The sequence below is a fragment of the Paenibacillus sp. FSL H8-0548 genome, assembly GCF_038630985.1.
GTDB lineage: Bacteria > Bacillota > Bacilli > Paenibacillales > Paenibacillaceae > Pristimantibacillus.
In genome coordinates, this window is sequence record NZ_CP152049.1 from 108,085 (window position 1) to 128,148 (window position 20,064).

General features: G+C 44.8%; 18 protein-coding genes and 1 tRNA gene. 11 read left to right on the forward strand and 8 right to left on the reverse strand.

Annotated features, from left to right (window positions below):
• Nucleotides 1–88: 88 nt before the first annotated feature.
• From MHI37_RS00530 to MHI37_RS00560, 7 genes are all read left to right on the forward strand, one after another.
• Nucleotides 89–1,756 (forward strand): PucR family transcriptional regulator, encoded by a 1,668-nt coding sequence (locus tag MHI37_RS00530; RefSeq protein ID WP_076337824.1) that lies wholly within the window; start codon nt 89–91, stop codon nt 1,754–1,756.
• A gap of 151 nt (nt 1,757–1,907) precedes the next feature.
• Nucleotides 1,908–2,747 (forward strand): ABC transporter ATP-binding protein, encoded by an 840-nt coding sequence (locus MHI37_RS00535; RefSeq protein WP_256710584.1) that lies wholly within the window; start codon nt 1,908–1,910, stop codon nt 2,745–2,747.
• A complete protein-coding gene (locus tag MHI37_RS00540; RefSeq protein WP_076337825.1) occupies nt 2,747–3,628 on the forward strand; it encodes an ABC transporter permease in 882 nt (293 codons plus the stop codon). The genes MHI37_RS00535 and MHI37_RS00540 overlap by 1 nt, the downstream gene beginning before the upstream one ends.
• Nucleotides 3,629–3,666: 38 nt before the next feature.
• Complete coding sequence (locus MHI37_RS00545; RefSeq protein WP_076337826.1) at nt 3,667–4,680, forward strand: ABC transporter substrate-binding protein; 1,014 nt, start codon at nt 3,667–3,669, stop codon at nt 4,678–4,680.
• 16 nt (nt 4,681–4,696) lie between these two features.
• Nucleotides 4,697–4,879, forward strand: coding sequence for a hypothetical protein (locus MHI37_RS00550; protein ID WP_076337827.1), 183 nt, complete (start codon nt 4,697–4,699; stop codon nt 4,877–4,879).
• Nucleotides 4,879–6,243 (forward strand): amidase, encoded by a 1,365-nt coding sequence (locus MHI37_RS00555; RefSeq protein ID WP_076337828.1) that lies wholly within the window; start codon nt 4,879–4,881, stop codon nt 6,241–6,243. The genes MHI37_RS00550 and MHI37_RS00555 overlap by 1 nt, the downstream gene beginning before the upstream one ends.
• A gap of 23 nt (nt 6,244–6,266) precedes the next feature.
• Nucleotides 6,267–6,650 (forward strand): Rid family hydrolase, encoded by a 384-nt coding sequence (locus tag MHI37_RS00560; protein ID WP_076337829.1) that lies wholly within the window; start codon nt 6,267–6,269, stop codon nt 6,648–6,650.
• 50 nt (nt 6,651–6,700) lie between these two features.
• Here MHI37_RS00560 and MHI37_RS00565 read toward each other — a convergent pair.
• A tRNA-Arg gene (locus MHI37_RS00565) sits at nt 6,701–6,777 on the reverse strand.
• Nucleotides 6,778–7,000: 223 nt separating this feature from the next.
• Here MHI37_RS00565 and MHI37_RS00570 point away from each other — a divergent pair.
• Together MHI37_RS00570 and MHI37_RS00575 are read left to right on the forward strand one after the other, a co-directional pair.
• Nucleotides 7,001–8,146, forward strand: a complete 1,146-nt coding sequence (locus MHI37_RS00570) for an HD domain-containing phosphohydrolase (RefSeq protein ID WP_076337830.1) — start codon at nt 7,001–7,003, stop codon at nt 8,144–8,146.
• Between the two features lie 61 nt (nt 8,147–8,207).
• Entirely contained in the window at nt 8,208–9,308 is a 1,101-nt protein-coding gene (locus MHI37_RS00575) for a glycosyltransferase (RefSeq protein ID WP_076337831.1), read from the forward strand.
• 112 nt (nt 9,309–9,420) lie between these two features.
• On the opposite strand, the gene MHI37_RS00580 is transcribed toward MHI37_RS00575, so the two are convergent.
• The 6 genes from MHI37_RS00580 to MHI37_RS00605 all read right to left on the reverse strand — a co-directional run bounded on the left by MHI37_RS00580 (nt 9,421) and on the right by MHI37_RS00605 (nt 17,024).
• A complete protein-coding gene (locus tag MHI37_RS00580; RefSeq protein WP_076337832.1) occupies nt 9,421–10,134 on the reverse strand; it encodes an amino acid racemase in 714 nt (237 codons plus the stop codon).
• 31 nt (nt 10,135–10,165) lie between these two features.
• On the reverse strand, nt 10,166–11,242 hold the full coding sequence (locus MHI37_RS00585; RefSeq protein ID WP_076337833.1) for a C39 family peptidase: 1,077 nt from the start codon (nt 11,240–11,242) through the stop codon (nt 10,166–10,168).
• Nucleotides 11,243–11,323: 81 nt separating this feature from the next.
• Nucleotides 11,324–13,171 (reverse strand): asparagine synthase (glutamine-hydrolyzing), encoded by a 1,848-nt coding sequence (asnB, locus tag MHI37_RS00590; RefSeq protein ID WP_076337834.1) that lies wholly within the window; start codon nt 13,169–13,171, stop codon nt 11,324–11,326.
• Nucleotides 13,172–13,210: 39 nt separating this feature from the next.
• The gene (locus MHI37_RS00595; RefSeq protein WP_076337835.1) at nt 13,211–14,680 is read right to left on the reverse strand and encodes a UDP-N-acetylmuramoyl-L-alanyl-D-glutamate--2,6-diaminopimelate ligase; all 1,470 of its coding nucleotides are present in this window, start codon (nt 14,678–14,680) and stop codon (nt 13,211–13,213) included.
• A gap of 41 nt (nt 14,681–14,721) precedes the next feature.
• Nucleotides 14,722–15,909: a carboxylate--amine ligase gene (locus MHI37_RS00600; RefSeq protein ID WP_076337836.1), complete on the reverse strand. Its 1,188-nt coding sequence runs from the start codon at nt 15,907–15,909 to the stop codon at nt 14,722–14,724.
• A 233-nt stretch (nt 15,910–16,142) separates the two neighbouring features.
• Entirely contained in the window at nt 16,143–17,024 is an 882-nt protein-coding gene (locus tag MHI37_RS00605) for a LysR family transcriptional regulator (protein ID WP_076337837.1), read from the reverse strand.
• 314 nt (nt 17,025–17,338) lie between these two features.
• Here MHI37_RS00605 and MHI37_RS00610 point away from each other — a divergent pair, with 314 nt between their 5' ends.
• Nucleotides 17,339–17,533 (forward strand): aspartyl-phosphate phosphatase Spo0E family protein, encoded by a 195-nt coding sequence (locus tag MHI37_RS00610; protein WP_076337838.1) that lies wholly within the window; start codon nt 17,339–17,341, stop codon nt 17,531–17,533.
• A gap of 4 nt (nt 17,534–17,537) precedes the next feature.
• Here MHI37_RS00610 and tadA read toward each other — a convergent pair whose 3' ends face one another.
• Nucleotides 17,538–18,002, reverse strand: a complete 465-nt coding sequence (gene tadA / locus MHI37_RS00615; protein ID WP_076337839.1) for a tRNA adenosine(34) deaminase TadA — start codon at nt 18,000–18,002, stop codon at nt 17,538–17,540.
• Nucleotides 18,003–18,201: 199 nt separating this feature from the next.
• On the opposite strand from tadA, the gene MHI37_RS00620 reads away from it, so the two are divergent.
• A complete protein-coding gene (locus tag MHI37_RS00620; protein ID WP_076337840.1) occupies nt 18,202–20,028 on the forward strand; it encodes an ATP-binding protein in 1,827 nt (608 codons plus the stop codon).
• The last annotated feature ends 36 nt before the right edge of the window (nt 20,029–20,064 follow it).

Here is a 20,064-nt window from a genome sequence, read left to right on the forward strand (position 1 = left end):
CATTTTAGTTGAAATGCACAAATAAAACTTTACAAACTCCTTTTTTAAATGTTAGATTTACTAACATTAAGAGAAAGGTGTTGGTCATATGCTTCTTGTTGACTTGCTCAAATCGCCTGTATTTGCTAAAGCTGAGATTATTGCTGGAATGAACGGTATAGCTGCTCAAGATGTGTCGTCAATTAACATTATGGATGCTCCCGATATTGTCACCTTTCTCAAGAAGGGCGATCTTCTGCTGACGAATGGATATATATTAAAGGATCGTCCAGAGGTGATGATCGATTTTATTATCGACATGCATAGCAAAGGCTGCGCAGGGCTTGCAATAAAGACCAAACGTTTCTCGATGAGCATTCCTCAGGAGGTGCTTGAGGAGGCGGATCGCCTTTCTTTTCCGATTATTGAGCTATCCATGCTTGAGACGACGCTCGGTGAGCTGTTTCAGCAGTCCATTAGCCTTATGTTGGAAACGAAAACACATGAGCTGCATTATGCGCTTACGATTCACAAGCAGTTTTCTGACATGGTTATGCAAGGAAATGGGCTTGAGCGAATTATAGACAAGTTGGCCGAAATATTAGATACGCCTGTGCTTTTGCTTAATATAAAACATCAGATATCCGCTGCCTCAAGTCATTTTTCCAGTGTGCAAATGGAACGTCTTCCGGCATTTGCCGCGGAGGCGATGGCTTTGCTCCCTTCTTCAAGCTCGCCGTTATCGCTGTGCTTTACCAACATTCAGCCCCCTTATTATCGACATATAGAGTTATTCCCCATTCATACGTATCGCCATGAAGGTTACTTGCTTGCGTTTTCTGATGCGCACGCAATGTCAGGTCTGTCCGCACTGGCAGTCGAGCAGGCAGCGCACGTCATCGGACTGGAAATGACGAAGAAGCAGGCGGTTAAGGAACGTTCCCGCCGCTATAAAAATGAGTTTTTTTCCGATTTGATTGAGGGCCATATGAGCGCCGAGCAGGAGGTGCTGCATCGCGGCAGCAAATATGGTCTGCAGACGGAAGCAACAGCCTTTATTATTGTCGCTAAGTTGGATGATTCACCAGCACATAGGCAGAGGAACGATGATTCTGCTACAGAAGAACGTCTAAATGCTGAGCGGGATGCCTATTACGAGGTGCTGAAGCGGGAGTTTGCGCGGTTGGATGTTCCATTTGTTATGTTTACCAAAAATGATGTGTTCGGAATACTCGTTCAGCAGCCCGAGGATAGCTGGGACGAGGCTGCGTTCATAAAGCGGCTAGCGCTTGCTTCGGAACGAATCTACACCGATGAGCAGACGGGATTATCGTTCGGCATTGGCAATCCGTTTACGAATGTGCTTGATTTGGGCTTGTCCTTTAAGGAAGCATTGAAGGCACTTCAATCGGGTTATTTGTTAAAGAGAAAACATTTTGTTCAATCGTATCAGACGATGGATGTTAGCCGGCTGCTGCGCATGCTTCCTTATGAAGAGCTGCGGAGATTTTATGAAGAGGCGCTTAAGGATTTGTTCAATAAGGAAGAGAATGATCAGAACGAGCTGCTGAGGACGCTACGCTGCTTCTATGACAACCACTGCCAAATTATTGATACGGCTAAGGAGCTGTTTATCCACAGGAATACGGTTATTTATCGGTTGGAAAAGTGCGAAAAGCTGACAGGACGAAGGCTGAAGGACCCGCTGGAGAGCTTTCGGTTTCGTGTTGCCTTTGCCATTGAGCCGCTCTTGAAAAATACAAACACAAAAATTTAGTCAAAACAGCTAAATTCATATTTTGATTACAGCGCTTTTGACCAATGACAGCAGCGGCTGAAATGATTATGATATAGACATATCAAATTCATGTGAGGAAAACTAACATCAATAAAAAGAGTTCACACATATACGAAGGGAGTTAGGACAAATGAGCAGCGTAGTCAATATGAAGCCGGTAGAGGAAATGGTGCTGAGAGGTGAACAAAGGCATCCAGCCATTCAAGTACAAAATATTACGAAATCGTTTTTAGACGCAGAGGGCGATGATATCAACGTATTGGCGGGCATCACCATGGAAATTCGACATCAAGAGTTTGTGAGCGTCGTCGGACCGAGCGGCTGCGGGAAAAGCACTATTTTCAACATCATTGCAGGGCTGCTGGAGCCAACCTCTGGCAAGGTTCTGGTCGATGGAGACGAAATTGGGCGCAAAACCGGCCATGTTGGTTATATGATGCAGCGAGATTTGCTGCTCCCTTGGCGGACGATACTTGATAATGTAACGCTGGGTCTTGAGGTAAAGGGACTTTCCAAGAAGGATCGTCATGAGATCGCGATGACCTATCTTGTACGCTATGGACTGGATTCCTTCGCCAAGTCCTATCCATCTACTCTATCGGGCGGCATGCGGCAGCGGGTTGCACTCATTCGCACACTGGTGACGCAGCCAGATATTATTTTGCTGGATGAGCCGTTCTCGGCGCTGGACTATCAGACAAGGCTGGTGCTGGAGGATGAAATATTGTCCATTCTAAAAAATGAAGGAAAAACCGGTGTGCTCATCACTCACGATATCGAAGAGGCTATCTCCGTTTCAGACCGTATTTTCGTTATGAGCAAGCGGCCTACTTATGTGAAGAAGACGTACGAGGTCGGTTTGGCAGCTGAGCATGGCTCGGCAATGAAGGCGCGTACGGATACGAAGTTCAAGCAGTTTTTTGAGTCCATTTGGTCAGAGCTGGATATTCAGATGGGGAGGTCAAGCTAATGGAAAATGCATCACAGAGAATGAAGCTTCCAGACGCTAAAAAAATATCGGTTGGCAGTCGCCGTCTCATAAAGCCGCATAAAGCAGAAGCGCTGAAGCAGTGGGCAGCAGCGATGGCGTGGCGTTTTGTCATTATCGGCGTTATTATTGCAGGCTGGGAAATGATTGTTCGGCTGGAGTGGGTCAACGCTTTCCTGCTCGGTTCGCCTTCGGCAATTTTACAATCGACCGTGTCGATGATCCAATCGGGCCAGTTGTTTACCGACGCTTATGCGACGGTGAAGGCGACCGTAATTGGATTCGCAGTCGGAAGCCTCATCGGCTCATTAGCGGGTCTGCTGCTTTGGTTTTCAAAAAAGCTGTCTAGAGTAATTGACCCTTTTGTTGTTGCCCTAAACGGCGTGCCTAAAATTGCGCTAGCTCCCTTGATTATTATCTGGTTTGGGTCTGGTATTTTCTCCAAAATAGCTTTGGCCTCCATAGCGACCCTGATCGTTGCTTTACTTTCAGCGTATCAGGCAACTCATCAGATCGATCAATCACAGATTCATTTAATGAAATCATTTGGAGCGAAGCGGTCTCAGATTTTCACCAAAATTATCGTTCCATCGTCGCTTCCGTGGATTATTTCCGCTTTCCGCATCAATATTGGGCTTGCGCTCGTTTCCGTTGTAGGCGGCGAGTTTATCTCATCGGATAAAGGGCTAGGTCATATGATTTTTGTTGAAGGCAATTTGTTTAATCTGCCAGCAGTTTGGGTCGGTGTATTCACGCTGATGCTTGTCGCGACATGCCTTTATACCATTGTAAGCTTTGTTGAAAAATGGATTTTGCCTTGGAATGACAATAAGCAGATGTCGAATAAATCAGCAGGTGTTTAAGCGGTCCTATATAGAAACCCCAAACTCAAAGGAGACTGATGATGATGATGAAAAAGACAGCAATGAAGTTAAGCGGCCTCATACTTGCAAGCAGTATATTGCTTAGTGCATGCGGCGGCGCCAATACGCCGAAAGTGGCTCCAGCCGCAGCAAACGAAACGAAACCGGATGTTATTATGGTATCCGAGGTTTATCATAATCTTCTTTACCTTCCGTTGTATGTAGCACAGGAAAAGGGGTACCTCGAACAAAACGGAATTAAACTCTCGTCTATTACGGCTGCGGGAAGCGGTCCAACCGCACTTGCCTCTGTGCTGTCAGGCGAATCGACGTTTTCGTTCCATGGGCCAGAGCATGTGGCTTTTGCCAAAGCAAAGGGCGGGGATGCGGTATCGGTGAGTATTTTGTCAGGCAGCGCACCAGTATGGGCGGTTGCAAAGGCGGGTACAACAATTGATTCACCTGAGGATTTTAAAGGGAAAACGATTGTAACTGGCATTGCGCCTACCAGCTCGAACAGTCTTTTGCGCAAGCTGTTTGCAGACAATCATATCGATCTTGAGAAGGATGTAAAGATAACCGAAGTGCAAAATGGCTCGGAGCTAGGAACGCTGTTAGCCGGACAAGCGGATATTGCTATTGTTTATGAGCCGCAATTGGACCAAGGAATCGTGCAGGGCCTCGAAATCGTATACGACTTTACGAAGGATTATCCGGATTTTGCCTTTGCAACATTGAACACGTCATCCAAGGTTATTAAGGAACAGCCGGATTTGGTGAAACGAATGGTTAGCTCCATCGAGCTTGCGCTGGATTACATCCACTCGGACCCGGAAGGCACGAAGGAAGTGGCGAAAAAGGAATTTCCGAATCTTGATGCTGTCGTGGTAGAAAATGCGGTACAGCGTATGATTGACAGCAATGTGTACCCACAGGACGGCACATTAACGGAATCGGCATTTGAGGCGGCGATCGATATGCAGAAGTTTATTGGCAACCTGAAGGTGGATGTGAAATACGAGGATATGGTAGATGCGAGCTTTATGCCATAAGGAAGGAGTCTTTGTCATGAATGTAGAGCAGCAGGATAAATACATGGTGTTTATGGCTCAGGAAAAAAGTAAATATAGAGATGGATATGTGACGGTCGAGGAAAGAAAAAGTTATGAGTCAGAGCTGCTGCTGCTTCGAGCGTTCCGGGTTTCTGATGACACCTTGCCGATGCTGGCATCTAGAGGAGTGCTTGCTTGATGATTTCGACACAGCTGCATGAGCTTGGCATGGCAGAGGCTGCCACGTTAATACGGACTAAATGTCTCTCTCCAGTAGAGCTAACGGAAGCACACTTGAAGCGTATTGATGCTGTAGAGAGCCGTGTACAGGCCTGGGTGACCGTGACGCCTGAGGCAGCCATAAAGGCGGCCAAGAAGGCGGAGCGGGAGCTGATGAATGGAAATTACCGCGGCCCGCTGCACGGCATCCCGTATGGTGCCAAGGATATTATATGCACGGAAGGCCTACGTACTTCAGGCGGCTCGCAGGTGGCTCCGGATTATGTACCGAGTACGAATGCCGCTGTAATTGAACGGCTGACGGATGCTGGGGCAGTGTTGCTTGGTAAAACAACGACAACGGAATTCGCCTATCAGGGCGGTGAGCCGCCAACGCGCAATCCGTGGAATTTATCGCATACGCCCGGCGGCTCCAGCTCAGGTTCGGCGGCTGCAGTATCTGCCGGTATGGCTGCATTTACGCTTGGAACACAAACCTTCGGATCGCTTATTAGGCCTGCCGCGTACAACGGACTCACTTGCATGAAGCCTACCTTTGGAAGGATTAGCCGATACGGTGTCTTCTATGCCAGTTGGACGCTGGATCACATTGGCTGCTTCACGAGGACGGTCGAGGATACGGCCATTACGCTTGAGGCACTAGCGGGATGGGATTCTCGCGATCCAGCCACTTTGCCTGGCGAAGCGCCGAGGTTTACTTCTGGGATTGATCGAGATATAAGGGGCATGGTTGTTGGGCTGCCTGATTCGTTTTTTTTGGCAGAGGAGCCTGCAATTACAGCTGCAGTGGAATCGGCGATTGAGGTGCTAAAGAGTCTTGGTGTTCAGTTTAAAAGGGTAAAGCTCCCGGATTGCATGCAAGAGGCTGTCGCGGCACATCGGATGACGATGCGTGCCGAGGGGGCTGCCTATCATATGGAAAACTATAAGACGAGGGCAGATGATTACGGATCTGCAATGCGGGAGCAGCTCGAGCTAGGCTATGAGCTTAGCGCAGTAGATTATTTACAGGCACAGCGGGTGCGGACTGTTTTCCGAAATGAGATGATGCGTTTATTTACAGAGGTTGACGCGCTGCTGACTCCCTCGACGCCCACACTCGCGTTGCCTGGCTATAAGACGGGAAGTCCAATGTTTAACGGCCCATTCACGAATGCCGGACTGCCGGCAATGACAATCCCTATTGGTATCGAAGCTTCGAGGCAGCTGCCGATAGGGATGCAGCTGGCAGGTCCGCTGATGGGCGAGGAAACGCTCCTTGCACTGGGAAGTAAGTTTCAACAGGCAACAAGCTGGCACCGAATGTCTGCTCAGATTCATTAGGAAGAAGCGGGAGGAATGAAAAAATGACAACAGTTATTACATCAGCGCGTGCACCGCAATTTCCACTGCCATTCTCGCACGCTGTACAGGCAGGCGATTTCGTATATGTAGCTGGCCAGGTTGGCGTAAATCCGGAAACCTTAGAGCCGGTTGGTGGTATTGAGGAGCAGACGGCGCAATGCATTCGCAATATTGAGGTTATTTTGCAGGAGGTAGGCTTGTCGCTGGAGCATATCGTAAAGGTGACCACTCATCTAAGCCAGCTAGAGGATCAGGCCGCTTATAATGAAGTGTACGCAAAGCTGATTACTAAGCCGTACCCGGCTCGAATCACTGTATTCAGCGGACTTGGACCCTATCTCATTGAGATGGAGGTTATGGCTTACGCACCTTCGAAGCGGGAATAACAAAAGCCTATTGCTGTTGACAGCAATAGGCTTGAATAGTCGTATAGAAATGGCGCGCCCGAGAGGGCTCGAACCTCCCACCTAACGTTTAGGAAACGTTTGCTCTATCCGGATGAGCTACGGACGCGCAGCAAAAGTAATTTTATCACGATAACAGTACGAAGCGCAAGATTGTCGTCTGAAATTACAATAAGAGTTGGAACTGAGATGGAATAAAATAATAACAGATAGAAAAAAACAATATTTTTTGTCGAAAAAAGTCCTTTTATAGAACGGATTAGCAGGATTTATTGTCAATGTAGGCGAATAGCTTAAAGATTATGAGTCTGAACGGCCGAAGGAGTCCCTGCATGGATGATACAATCGATGAATCCTACTCTTATAAATTCGACTTAACGCCTGAGCTATTGTTAAAGGTCATTTTTGAGTATACAGCAAAGATAGCCAATGAGAAAAGATTGGATTCTATTCTTGTTTTAATGGCCAATATGGGCAGAGAAATGGTAGTTGCAGACCGTTGTACAGTATGGCTAATTGACGCGCTGCGCAATGAATTGTTTACTGTGGTGGCTCATGGTGTACAGGAAATTCGAGTTCCTTATGGAAGCGGGCTGGTAGGAACCGCAATAAGCACGGGGCAGCCGATTTTTATAGACGATGCTTATGAAGACTCCAGGCATAACCAGGAAAGTGACAAAAAAACAGGCTACCGTACAAAGTCGATTATGACGATTCCTTTTCGCAATAATCAGGGAGAGGTTATCGGAGCATATCAAGCCATAAATAAATTGACGGAGAAACAAATATTTTCGACCCAAGATATGGAATATTTATCGCTTGCTGCATCCTACTCAGGTAAATCTCTAGAATCATTTATGTTAAATGAGGAAATTGTTGAAACGCAAAAAGAGATTATTTTAGCTATGGGGAAGATCGGTGAAGGCCGCTCGAAGGAAACGGGTAATCATGTAAAACGAGTGGCACAGTATTCTTATATTTTGGCATTGGGAATGGGTATGAGTGAGACAGAAGCAGACATGCTGCGCAGTGCCTCGCCCATGCATGATATAGGGAAGGTAGCAATACCGGACTCTGTGCTGAATAAGCCTGGGAAACTCACCGAGGATGAATTTGAGCAGATGAAGCATCACGCCGATATTGGCTACCATCTTCTGCGTAATTCGAAGAGGCAGCTGTTGCAGGCGGCAGCTATTGTAGCTTGGCAGCATCATGAGAAGTGGGACGGCTCAGGTTACCCGCGAGGGCTTAAAGGCGAAGCGATTCATGTTTATGGACGGATAACGGCGCTTGCAGATGTCTTTGACGCACTCGGCAGCTCCCGCGTGTATAAAGCGGCATGGGAGCTTGATCGCATACTGGGGCTCATTAAGGAAGAGCGGGGACGCCATTTTGATCCACAGGTGGTTGATGTTTTCTTTAAGGAGCTGCCTGCCATATTGGAAGTAAGAGCACACGAAGCAGATATAGCGGAGTAACAGGAAAAAAGTACGGGAATATGATGAATCAATATGATCAACTCGCAGGAGCGTGATTTTATTGATTACGATCAGCTTGTGCTTAATTGTAAAAAATGAAGAAAAAACGCTCGGGCGATGTCTTTCCTCAGTGAAGGACATCGCTGATGAGATTATTATTGTAGACACAGGCTCGACAGATTCAACGAAGCAGGTCGCTGGTGAATACACGGATCGAATCGAACATTTTACATGGATTGATGATTTTGCGGCAGCTCGCAACTTTGCTTTTTCTTTGGCAACGAAATCCTATATTATGTGGCTGGATGCGGACGATGTTTTGAAGGAGAAGGATCAGCAGAAGCTGATTAATTTAAAACGAAATTTGGACCCTAGCGTTGATTCGGTTTCGATGGAATATCATCTAGCGTTCGATGAATTTGGCAACGTAACATCCAAATTAAGGCGAAACCGAATAGTAAAGCGGGAACGAGCTTTTCAATGGATTGGTCCGGTGCATGAATACCTTCGGGTTTATGGGAATATTATTCACAGCGATGCAGCAGTAACCCATAGCAGTCTTCATCATGACAGCGATCGTAATTTAAACATTTATGAGAAACGATTGGCAGAAGGGGAAGTTTTCTCTCCGCGCGATTTGTTTTATTATGCCAATGAGCTTAAGGATCATGGTGAATTCGACGCGGCTGTAAGGTACTATGATAAGTTTCTTGCGACAGGAAAAGGATGGCTGGAGGACAATATAGCTGCCTGCAGCAGACTAGCCGATTGTTATAATAAACTCCAGGAAGTGAGAAGCATGGTCGACTCCATCTTCCGATCCTTTCATTACGATAATCCTCGTCCGGAATTTTGCTGCCGTTTAGGCTATCATTTCTTACAACAAAGGGAGCCCAAGCTTGCGATCTTCTGGTATAAGCTGGCGTTAAGCGCAGAGAGAAATGATCACAGCTGGGGCTTTGAGAACCTAGCATGCTCCACATGGCTGCCCCATCTGCAGCTATGTGTTTGTTATGATCGTATTGGACAGTATGAAAAAGCATATGAGCATAATGAAAAGGCAGCACAATTTAGACCATCGGATGAGCGGATTTTGGCTAATCGCAGCTATTTATCTACGCGCTTAGGCAAAGACTTTGATAAAACTAGCGTGAAACCTTAGCTGCAATGCACAGTCGTCTCTGAAAACGATAGGTTGAGTCAGAAAAAAAACAGAAGCCAGAGATGAATCTCTGGCTTCTGTTTTTTTGTAGTCGTGCATCATCGATATACCGCTATTTCACCACAGACTGCTTCCCTGAGAGCTCAATCGACTTCTGAACGAGCACAGCCATGGCGTCTACACAGTTTTTGGCTACTGCAGCTTGGATGGGAATACAGGATAGCTCCGTGCAGGCAATGATGACACACTGGCACTGCTCGTGGTCCAGCATTTGATTGATAATGCCTTCAAATTCGAATGGCTTAACTGGCAAATTGCGTTTAACCTTGTTGTAAATAATGTCCATGACATGCTCTTGAATTTCATCGCTAGGCTCATGGAGCTGCATATTGTATTGAGCGCAGCCTTTACGGTAGACCCCGCTGCTGACCGTTCCGTTTGTAGCCAAAATACCGACTTTACAATGCTCACCATAGGTTTCGTAAATGACTTTAAGAGTCTCATCCACCATATTAATGATATTGATGTTTGTCAGCTGCTGCATATCTGTATAAAAATAATGTGATGTATTGCAAGGGATTGCAATATTTGCAACACCCGCCGCTTCTAGAAGCTTCAAATCCTTAGCGACCGATTCAAGGAAACGACCACCTTCGTTGCTCAGTATGACACTTGTTCGATCCGGTAAGGTGGCATGGTTGAGAATAACGATATCAATATGTTCTTGATCACGCTCTGCCGCGGTCTGTTCGATAATCATATCGAAAAATACAGATGTCGCCTTTGGCCCCATCCCACCTATGATTCCTAAGCTTTTAGCTTCCATAGTTCAACCTACTTTTGATGAAGTGTTTATTTTAAGTGAGTGATTTACCGACAATCATAGCATGGCTGCCCATTTCGTCATAGCTATTAAAAAAGGTATCGGCATCGTAGCTGACTTGGCCCTCTAACGGATTCATGACATGTACGATTCCGTCCTCATAGCCATTTAATACAACTACGTGCAAATTTACCGGTGCCGCATAATATTCGCCTGTATCGCTGAAATACCAACTATAATTTACCTTTGGCGGCGACAGATCAAGCGTAATCCAAGTAACAACGGGAATCCCTTTGCTTAGCTGCTCGATCATTTGTTCTCTCGTGCTTCCGCTAATATCGGCCGTGCTGCCGCTAAGCGAGAAGGCATCGAAATACAGGTTGGCTGCGTCCACAATTGGAGGCGCAAAGCTGAAAAAACCGCCCTTTAGTTCTCTAGGGTCACCGGCGTAAGCTATATATGGGTTAGGTCCATATAGCTTATTATTTTTAGAATAAAATGCCTGCTTCGGCAAATAAACATCTGCCATTTCTGTTTTTGTAACGTCATGTCCGTAATAATTAAGAACAGCGGTTAAAGAGGTAATCTCACAGCCATTAGGCAGCTCAGGCTTCTGCATAACGGTCTTAACGTCAATGTAGACACTCGTAATGGCAAGAGAACCGTCGTCAGCCCTCTCGAAATTTTTAACATGACGAAGAACGGGATTCGCAGCCGACACCTGTAGATTAGGCGCATCCACAATCAACTGATGCACTTCTTCCGACAATTGATAAGGCAAGCTCACTGTCTGCTGTTTAATTGTATAATTTGTTCCGTAATCAAGCAAACGAGACGTTGCTTTGCCCTCTGCATCGGTCGTTATTGTATCAATGACGGCCGTACGATCCGCAGCCTGGATTGTAAAAACAGCATCTTTAATGGGCTGCTGGGTTGCTTCATCTAGATTGATAATCGTAATTGTTCCTTGCTTGATTTCGGGTGCAGGCGACGCCGTTTCTGGTTTTATAACAGTTTCTTTATTTATGTCCTTAGCGTTTTCTTTGTTATACAACGTATAAACTAAAAAGATAATACCTAGTAATACCAGCAGTGTTATGATTCTCTTCATGTTGGGTTCCCTTTACTGTATTGCTGTTTTAGTTGCTACAGTGTGTAATCAGCTTTAGCAGCCATAATGGGAGGCAGCTGTTCACGCTTGCTCAAAGAAAGTTTTATGCCAAATCAGGAATACGTATACCGTCCAAATGTATCTAGCGTAGTTGTGTTTGCCCGTATAGTGTGCATCCAAATAATTCAGAAGCTGATCGGTATGAAAGAAATGCTTGGCCCGGTCGGATAGAAACATATCCTTCACAAGCGTATAATATTTGTCTTGCTTCAGCCAGTGTCTGATGGGCACAGGGAATCCGACCTTAGGTCTATTCGCCCATTCGTCCGGAAGTACTTCCTTCGCCGCAGTACGCAAGGCATACTTCGTCTGGCTCGGGTGTACACGGAGATCCGTCGGCAGCTTCGTTGCTAAACCCATGACCACTTTATCTAAAAAAGGAACTCGCAGCTCGATGGAGTGCGCAAGACTCATTTTATCTGCCTTAAGAAGAATGTCGCCTGGGAGCCAAAGCTTCAAATCGATATATTGCATTTTTGTAATATCGTCTTTGCCGCGTACTTGCTCGTATACTTTCCTTGTAATGCTCTGTACAGAAGGCCCGTGCTTGTAGTCCTCCTTCAATACCGCTAACGCATCAGCCTCGTCGAAGACATGAGCTTGTCCGATAAAACGTTCTTCGACTCGCTGTCCACCCTTCATAACGAAGCTCGTAATTCTATTTTTAGGAAGCTTGCTGCTTATGAAAGAGAGCGGCCGCCGAACGACAAAGGGCAATTTCCTATATTTCTTCATAGCAGGAGTCGTATCATACCAGTCATAGCCGCCAAATATTTCGTCTGCGCCTTCGCCTGACAACACCACCGTTACATGCTTGCTCGCCAGCTCTGCCAAGAAATATAAAGGAACAGAAGAGGGATTGGACTGCGGCTCATCCATATGATACTGGATCATTGGCAGCATTTCAAAGCATTCATCAGCGGTGACTAGTTTCCTGTGATTTTCAATATTCAAAAGATCAGATAAATCCTTAGCCAGATTCGTTTCGTTAAAGTTGCCTTCATAGTCCTGAAAGCCGACGGAAAATGTTTTGCTAGGCTTAAGCAAAGCCGTAATATAGCTGGAATCAATCCCGCCTGATAAAAAAGACCCAACCTCTACATCGCTAATTTGGTGATATTCGACGGAATTTTTCACGGTGCTTTTGATTTGGTCGACATAATAGGACAGGCTATTTTCTTCTGCTTCAAAGCTGGCATCCCAGTAAGGCGTAATTTCCAGCGAGCCTTTATTGTAAATCATATAATGGCCGGGCTTCAATTTATAGACGCCTTTGAAAAAAGTTTCATCCATCACGGAATATTGAAAGGTGAGATAAGGCTTAAGCGCATCCTTATTCAGCTCTTTCTTAAAGGCGGGCTGCTTCAGAAATGCTTTGATTTCGGAGCCGAAAAGGAAGGAATGATCCGATGTATTTTGTGTGTAATAAAGCGGCTTAATGCCAAAGAAATCTCTGGCGAGGAACATCGTTTCCTTTTTCGTATCCCATATCGCAAAAGCAAACATGCCCCGGAGCCTCTGAAGAAGCTCGACCCCATACTCTTCGTAAGCATGGATGATGACTTCGCTATCCGTATGACTTACAAAGGTATGTCCTCTCTGCAGCAGCTCTTCTCTAAGCTCATGATAATTATAAATTTCCCCGTTAAAGACAAGAACACAGCTTTTGTCTTCATTGTACATGGGCTGGCTGGCGGCTTCAGACATGTCGATGATTTTCAGGCGTCGAAAGCCTAGTGTTACCTCTTCATCCGAATAAATGCCGCCGCTGTCAGGACCTCTATGAACGATCGTATCCATCATCTCTTTGATGATGGATACTTGATCAGCGTCTGGACGACTGTCTGCAAAACCTACAAAACCGCACATAGGAGATACCTTTCATTTACTATATTGTTTAATACGCTGTTACTTTGTTTTCCGCATAAGTTCCTTTACGATTTCCGGTTCATTAAAAGGGATCTCCGTTTTGCCGATAATTTGCGTCGTTTCATGTCCTTTGCCCGCAATGAGAATAACATCGCCCTTTTGGCTTATTTCAATAGCAAAGGCAATGGCATCTCTTCGGTCGACGACAGCCTCGTAGGCACCATGATAGGCCTCAATGCCTTCCACAATTTCTCGTATAATAAGCGTATTATCCTGCTCTTTCGGATTATCTGAGGTGATCACGGAAAAATCCGCGAACGTAGCGGCAACCTTAGCCATCGATCTGCGCTTCTCAGTGCCCGATTCACCATCAGCGGCATATACGCCGAATACAAGAATGATTTTGCCTGCAGTAAAAGGACGTATAGTTGTTAAAGCTTTCTCCAAGCTGTCCTCGGTATGCGCGAAATCGACGATGATTTTATTATCCTCATCCTGATAAACGACCTCGAGCCGGCCTTTAATACCAGTGACCGCTGCAATGCCATCTGCAATTTGCTGTAGGCTGAACTGATTGCAATAAGCGGTGGCAATAGCGGCTAAGCTGTTATATACGTAAATTGCGCCAGGGAGATTTACCATAATGGGTATGCTGCCTTTTGGCGTATTGACGGTGTAGGTTGTGTAGTCGGCAAAATAGCTGATGTCTGTGGCGTAAATGTCTGCTTCCTGCTCAATGGCGTAAGTGATCAGACCTGGGCCTTGATTTCTTAAACGATCCATTAGAATTTTGCCATACGGATCGTCTGCGTTAATAATATTGTAATCGGTTGTCATCGCAAACAGCTTAGCCTTGGCTTCGAAATATTCCTCCATCGTATGATGCAGTTCCAGATGATCGGGCGTTAGATTCGTGAAAATTCCCGTGTTGAAGCTGGAATGCGCGACGCGATTCAAATTAAGCGCATGAGAGGAGACCTCCATTACGCAATGCTTGGTATGGGCTTCAATCATATCGGCGAAAATATGCTGCAGATTAAGGGATTCAGGCGTTGTATTTTTGTTTTGGAATGTCCTGTCTCCGATAACTGTCCCAATGGTTCCGATAATGCCGAGAGAGGTTCCTGTTTGCTCGAAAATAGATTTTAGAAAATAAGTAATCGAGGTCTTCCCGTTTGTGCCTGTGATGCCGAGTAAATTCATCTGCTCCGTCGGGCGCTGATAGAAATTTGCCGCTAAACGGGCAAGTGCTTCACGCGTGTCGTCAACTCGAAGCACTGTCACATCGGCGGTGACCCTAAAATCCTTCTCTACAACGATAACGGTCGCACCAAGCTCAAGCGCTTTATCTATGAAGCGGTGCCCATCGACTGAAAATCCAGAAATGGCTACAAATACACCACCTGCTTTGACCTCCCTGGAGTCATAGGCAAGCGAGCTTATTTCGGTATGTAAGTCACCTTTTAGAAGCGTGTAAGCAAGATCTTTAATTAAGGAGGTCAACAACATACGACCAGCTCCATTCTATTGACCAGTTTTGTTGGCAGAAATTATCTTCTCATAAGTTTTTTTGCCAGCTTGCCGCCTATAATTGCAGCATAAGAGAAGGCTGGCTTAGGGTCCTTCCAGTCCCAAATGGCATAAGCCTTTGGCTTAAACAACGATAAAAATACTTGCTTGCGGGTCAGTTGGCCTGTCTTAATATAATCACGAACGGCGAGCATATCCTCGTACCCGTACCAGAATACACGGTTCGTATTCTCTTTGACGGCTTTAGGCGGTACAAGGTTGCTGCCAGTCAGCTCTTGATAGGTAATCCACGGTATATTCACGCCTACCTTGTACAGCAAATTATTGAGATTCGTAATTCTACAGTTGACCTCAATTAAATAAAATTTCCCCGTTTCAGCATCCTTCTTAAATTCAATCTCCGCGAATCCCTTCCATTTCATCTTCTCAAGGAAAGGTGCGCCGATATCAAATAGCTCCTGCACATAGCGCTGGCCAGTATAAACCGAAGCGCCGAAGTTAATCGGGTATTGGCGGAATTTCTGACAGGTCACCCAGTGCGTCACTTTGGAATCCTGATTTAAATAAGCGTCAAAAGTATACATATGATCGTCAAAACCTGGAATGATTCGCTGCACGATAACCTCGAGCTGAGCGTCCTTTGCTTTGGTGAGTGCATCTTCAAGCTCTACACGGTTGTTTACCTTGAATAGCTTCCTTCTGAACTTGGCTACGAAGGAAGGGGAGTCCGTTGGCTTTACAATACAAGGATATTTAATGACTTGATCAATTTTTTCATAGAATTGCTCTTCATCTACGCGAACTGTTTCTGGGACGGCAACACCGTTCTCGAGTGAGAGGCGCTGTAATACCTCTTTGTTCATCATATCTGAATATATGCCAGGCACATCCTGCGGAATCAGATAATGCTCTCTTAACTCTTCCAGATGCGCATCAATAACCTCGAGATAAGAATCATGACATGGAATAAGCACTGGAGGAGCGCTTTGCTTACGTGCATAATCTTTTAAGAAACGAATGAATGCGGCCGTATCTTCCTTGTAATGAGGGGAGATCAGCTTCTCAGATGTATATTTTGAATCGGCACCATACGTATCTTTAGTTGAATAGTCAACAGCAACAGTATGTACTCCGTTAATTCCTAAGCAACGAATCGTACTTAAACCAATATAATAATTACATCCTAAAATAACAGCTTTATTATTCACAAAGGCACATCCTGACTTCCAAATTGTGTTTGTTTCAGTGACTATTTTGATTTATGGTTTAAATAATTTTACTTCATACTTTCTTATAATACAAATGGATTTATCCTCATAATGCTGGCTGATAGGCGGATCTTTGGCCCATATAAAATAACAAAAAGACAAGAGCAGGCGCATGGGATGCGCCTGCTCTTGCTCTAATCCTATTTGTGTTTTTTCTGTACTGTAAACCGGAGCTAGAATGCTTGTTTAATAAAGGAATAGAAGGCCTGCTCTTGTTCTGTGAGCGTTATGTTTTTGCGTATGACAAATCCGCTGCTTCGTTTCATTTGCATGCCCGCAATTGGGCGTGTAATAAGCGTACCGCTAGCAATACTTTTGTTCACAGAATAATAGGGAAGATAAGCAATGCTACTTTCTTGTGCGACTTCATCTTTAATATCTTCAAGACTTTGTTTATATACGATATCTACATTTACATGATTGCGCTTTAAGGCCTGGACTAAAGTGGACCGAATATAATCGTTCTCAGGAACAAGCAGACGCTTGTGATTTAAGTCTCTGATATATAACATTTTGCGCTTGTTCCATAGGTGCTCCGGCGATGCGACGAGCAGCAGATCCTCGGCAAAGAGGGGTTCTATTTCATAGTCAGAATGGATAGAGCTATCGGTTTCATAGAGTGGCATAATAGCGAAATTTGTTTTTTTATGCAGCAAATTATTGTTTAATTCGACATAGTCACAGGTACGCAGCAGCGAAGATTTTTCTGGATATTTGTCATTAAAGCGCATAATAAGCTCAGGCAGTACATAGGTGCCTAAATAATGGCTGACATAGATATTTGGCGTTTGTGGAGCATCGTGCTGAAGACGGTCAGCGGCCTCCTTATACAGTGATGTGATCTTTAAAGCGTAGTCATATAGTATTCTACCTTTTTGTGTTAAAGCGATGCTTTTTCCCGAACGATTGAATAAGGCTGTACCGTACTGATTTTCGAGCTGCTGTATATGATTGCTGACCGTAGGCTGAGAGGTATAAAGAATCTTTGCCGTTTCAGTAAAAGAGCGGCAGTCGGCCAGCGTCAAAAAGGTTTGTAGCTTATCTGCAGAACTCATTTGGCATGCACTCCACTATAAATAAGTAATTAGTTAAATTATACATTAAATGATTATGATTATCAATATCATTAAAATTGGAGACATAATTTATTGAGAGCGATGTGGAAAGGAAAGAAACATTTCCAAAATCTGATCGATTTTTATAGTGAAATGGAACTATAAAACGGGATCAAAACCCCTTTTTTGTCGAAAATTGCCTGAAAATTGTTAGTGTTTGTCGACAAAATTTTACAAACTCCTTATTATACACGGAGTATAATAGAGGCATTACCACACGAGTGCTAGATAAGGAGCGTGCCCCGAAGCGAGCTATGGACAAAAAACACTTGCTTAAACAATTGCAGTCGCTGCGGTCAAAGCTTCACGAAATAGCCGAAGCGCGCGGCAGCCTGACAGATCCGGATGTTCTGGCAGTTAGCGAAGAGGCCGATCAACTTATAGTTGCGCTACAGCATATACAAAGAAACGAGCTAACACATATCACGATAAGCCGGGACGATTTGTAAAAAACTATTTTCCGCGAAGTCGACGGAAGAATTGTGTTAAAAGATAAGCGCATTCAGGCTGTAAAATACCATTTGTGAGCTCCGTTTCATGGTTGAAACGGGGCTCTTGCAGTAAATTCATGAGCGTCCCGGCACAGCCGGCTTTAGGATCAGCCGTTCCGTAAACTACGCGTTTAACGCGTGCTTGTACAATTGCGCCGGCGCACATGGGACAAGGCTCTAGCGTGACATACAGCGTACAGTCCAATAACCTCCATGCGCCAATGCGATCGCAGGCGTCACGTATGGCCACCATTTCAGCATGCGCGGTCGGATCAAACCGCGTTTCTCTCAAATTGTAGCCTCTCCCGATAATTTCATTATCTTTAACGATAACAGCCCCGATAGGAACTTCTCCAATTTGTTCGGCTTTTTTTGCCTCTTCTATGGCTTCCAGCATCCAATGCTGATCTTCTTGTTCTCTAGTCATGTACATGAACTCCTTTGAATGATGATGAATATACAACGAACAAATATTCTGTTGTTAACATGTAGTGGATAACTTTGTGGATAACTAAATCGATATACACAAAAATACTAACAAATTATTCAGGTGTGTGCTTAAATATTGTGGATAGTGTGTATAAGATGTTAATAAACGCTCTTGTATAAAAAGGATGTGTCATTCATTGTCAATTAAGATGAAATTTTCCGTCTTGATTACTCTTACTGTATTGACGTTTTTTATACTCCATCATATTTTGAATGAATATTCAATGATCCAAGGGATGAAGGAGCATGCTCGTCGTGCCATGCAGGATACATCTGTGCACGTTTCAGGTGTTTTTTCCTCATTCGATGAGCAGCCAGGCGATGGCTACCTTCTTTCAGAAGAGGAGCATACGGCTCTGGAGCAGCTATTTGAAATCGTAAAATCATTAAACCCAAATATAAAGGAAATAACGGTATTTGATCAAGACACGCTCGCTGTCCCTTTCGGTACTTACACGTACAAGAACTCCGTGACGGATCATTTAATTATACCGGATATTAAGAATACCGGCTTTGAGCTGCGTAAGATGCGGATAAATGATGAGACTTATTATCGCAGCTACTACTCGGATAATCAAAACGATAACTATATTATAAGCGTTGTGTATGATGGTGATGGGATTAATAGTTTGGTTGCTGCCAGACGAAATCATTCCCTCATTTATACAGGCATCACAATGCTGCTTGTACTTATCATCAGCTACTGGCTGGTCGGTGTAATGATTAGACCGATAAAGGATATTTTATGGAAGGTAAATGAGGTCTCATCCGCACGCTTCCAACAGCCTATTCGCATTAAGCGCAAGGATGAGTTTGGATTGCTAGCACTTAAGGTGAATGCCATGTCGCAAAACTTAAGTATTTATATGAATAAGCTGCGCAGAGCGTTTGAGGAAAACCGACGGATGAAGGAACATTTGGAGTCCTTTATTAACAATACGAGCGATGCGATTCACCTTAATGATTTAGATGGAAAAATCATTCAAGTAAACCGTGCGTTTGAGCAGCTTTTTGGCTATGAGGAGGAGGAGGCAATTGGGCTTATTTATCCTATTCTCCCTGACTCGCATCGTGCGGAGATGAAACATATGCTGAACCAGCTATTGCTGGGAAGAGCGCTGCCATCACAGGAAACAATGTGTGTTACGAAGACAGGAGAGCTGATTCCTGTAAGCGTAACGATTTCGCCAATACGTGATACGGATGGAACGATTCGTGCGTTTGCAAGTATTTCAAGGGATATGCGCAGTCGAAATAAGATGGAGGAGCTGCTGCGCAGGTCGGAGAAGCTGACGACAGTCGGACAGCTGGCAGCTGGCGTTGCTCATGAAATTAGAAATCCGCTTACGACGCTGCGAGGTTTCCTTCAGCTTCAGCAAGAGAGCAAGAAGCTGGTGCTCTCGCATGTGTCTCTTATGCTATCGGAGCTTGATCGCATTAATTTAATTGTCGGCGAATTTCTAATATTGGCTAAACCGCAGGCCACAAGGTTCGTTGCCAAGGACGTGAGGAATGTTTTGCGAGATGTGATGGCGTTCATGAATAGTGAAGCTCTGCTCCATAATATCGAGTTTAGAGTTTCCTTTACAGAGGAGAACTGCCTAATCTCATGCGAGGAGAACCAATTAAAGCAGGTTTTTATTAATTTATTGAAAAATGCAATTGAGGCTATGCCGAGCGGTGGAAAAATTCATAATTATATTACGCATAAGCGAGATTATATTTCAATTATAATTACAGATGAGGGTGTAGGGATTCCCGACGACATGATACCTAAGATTGGAGACCCCTTCTTTACGGGAAAGGAAACGGGTACAGGGCTTGGCATTATGGTCAGCCAGCGTATTATTAACAGCCACCGCGGCACGCTGGATATTAAGAGCCAGGTAAATGTGGGGACAACCGTGCATCTGCTGCTGCCTGCTTTGAAAGAAGAGGCTGAGAGCGTTATACTAGGACAATAGGTACGAGATCGGACTCCTAATGAAATAAGTGAAGGA

Excerpts from the sequence above, each read along its gene's own strand:
- MHI37_RS00570 (WP_076337830.1), top strand. The coding sequence starts at position 7,001 with ATGGATGATACAATCGATGAATCCTACTCTTATAAATTCGACTTAACG.
- tadA (WP_076337839.1), bottom strand. The coding sequence starts at position 18,002 with ATGACTAGAGAACAAGAAGATCAGCATTGGATGCTGGAAGCCATAGAA.
- MHI37_RS00550 (WP_076337827.1), top strand. The coding sequence starts at position 4,697 with ATGAATGTAGAGCAGCAGGATAAATACATGGTGTTTATGGCTCAGGAA.
- MHI37_RS00605 (WP_076337837.1), bottom strand. The coding sequence starts at position 17,024 with ATGAGTTCTGCAGATAAGCTACAAACCTTTTTGACGCTGGCCGACTGC.
- MHI37_RS00535 (WP_256710584.1), top strand. The coding sequence starts at position 1,908 with ATGAGCAGCGTAGTCAATATGAAGCCGGTAGAGGAAATGGTGCTGAGA.
- MHI37_RS00595 (WP_076337835.1), bottom strand. The coding sequence starts at position 14,680 with ATGTTGTTGACCTCCTTAATTAAAGATCTTGCTTACACGCTTCTAAAA.
- MHI37_RS00580 (WP_076337832.1), bottom strand. The coding sequence starts at position 10,134 with ATGGAAGCTAAAAGCTTAGGAATCATAGGTGGGATGGGGCCAAAGGCG.
- MHI37_RS00610 (WP_076337838.1), top strand. The coding sequence starts at position 17,339 with ATGGACAAAAAACACTTGCTTAAACAATTGCAGTCGCTGCGGTCAAAG.
- asnB (WP_076337834.1), bottom strand. The coding sequence starts at position 13,171 with ATGTGCGGTTTTGTAGGTTTTGCAGACAGTCGTCCAGACGCTGATCAA.
- MHI37_RS00540 (WP_076337825.1), top strand. The coding sequence starts at position 2,747 with ATGGAAAATGCATCACAGAGAATGAAGCTTCCAGACGCTAAAAAAATA.
- MHI37_RS00545 (WP_076337826.1), top strand. The coding sequence starts at position 3,667 with ATGATGATGATGAAAAAGACAGCAATGAAGTTAAGCGGCCTCATACTT.
- MHI37_RS00555 (WP_076337828.1), top strand. The coding sequence starts at position 4,879 with ATGATTTCGACACAGCTGCATGAGCTTGGCATGGCAGAGGCTGCCACG.
- MHI37_RS00530 (WP_076337824.1), top strand. The coding sequence starts at position 89 with ATGCTTCTTGTTGACTTGCTCAAATCGCCTGTATTTGCTAAAGCTGAG.
- MHI37_RS00560 (WP_076337829.1), top strand. The coding sequence starts at position 6,267 with ATGACAACAGTTATTACATCAGCGCGTGCACCGCAATTTCCACTGCCA.
- MHI37_RS00585 (WP_076337833.1), bottom strand. The coding sequence starts at position 11,242 with ATGAAGAGAATCATAACACTGCTGGTATTACTAGGTATTATCTTTTTA.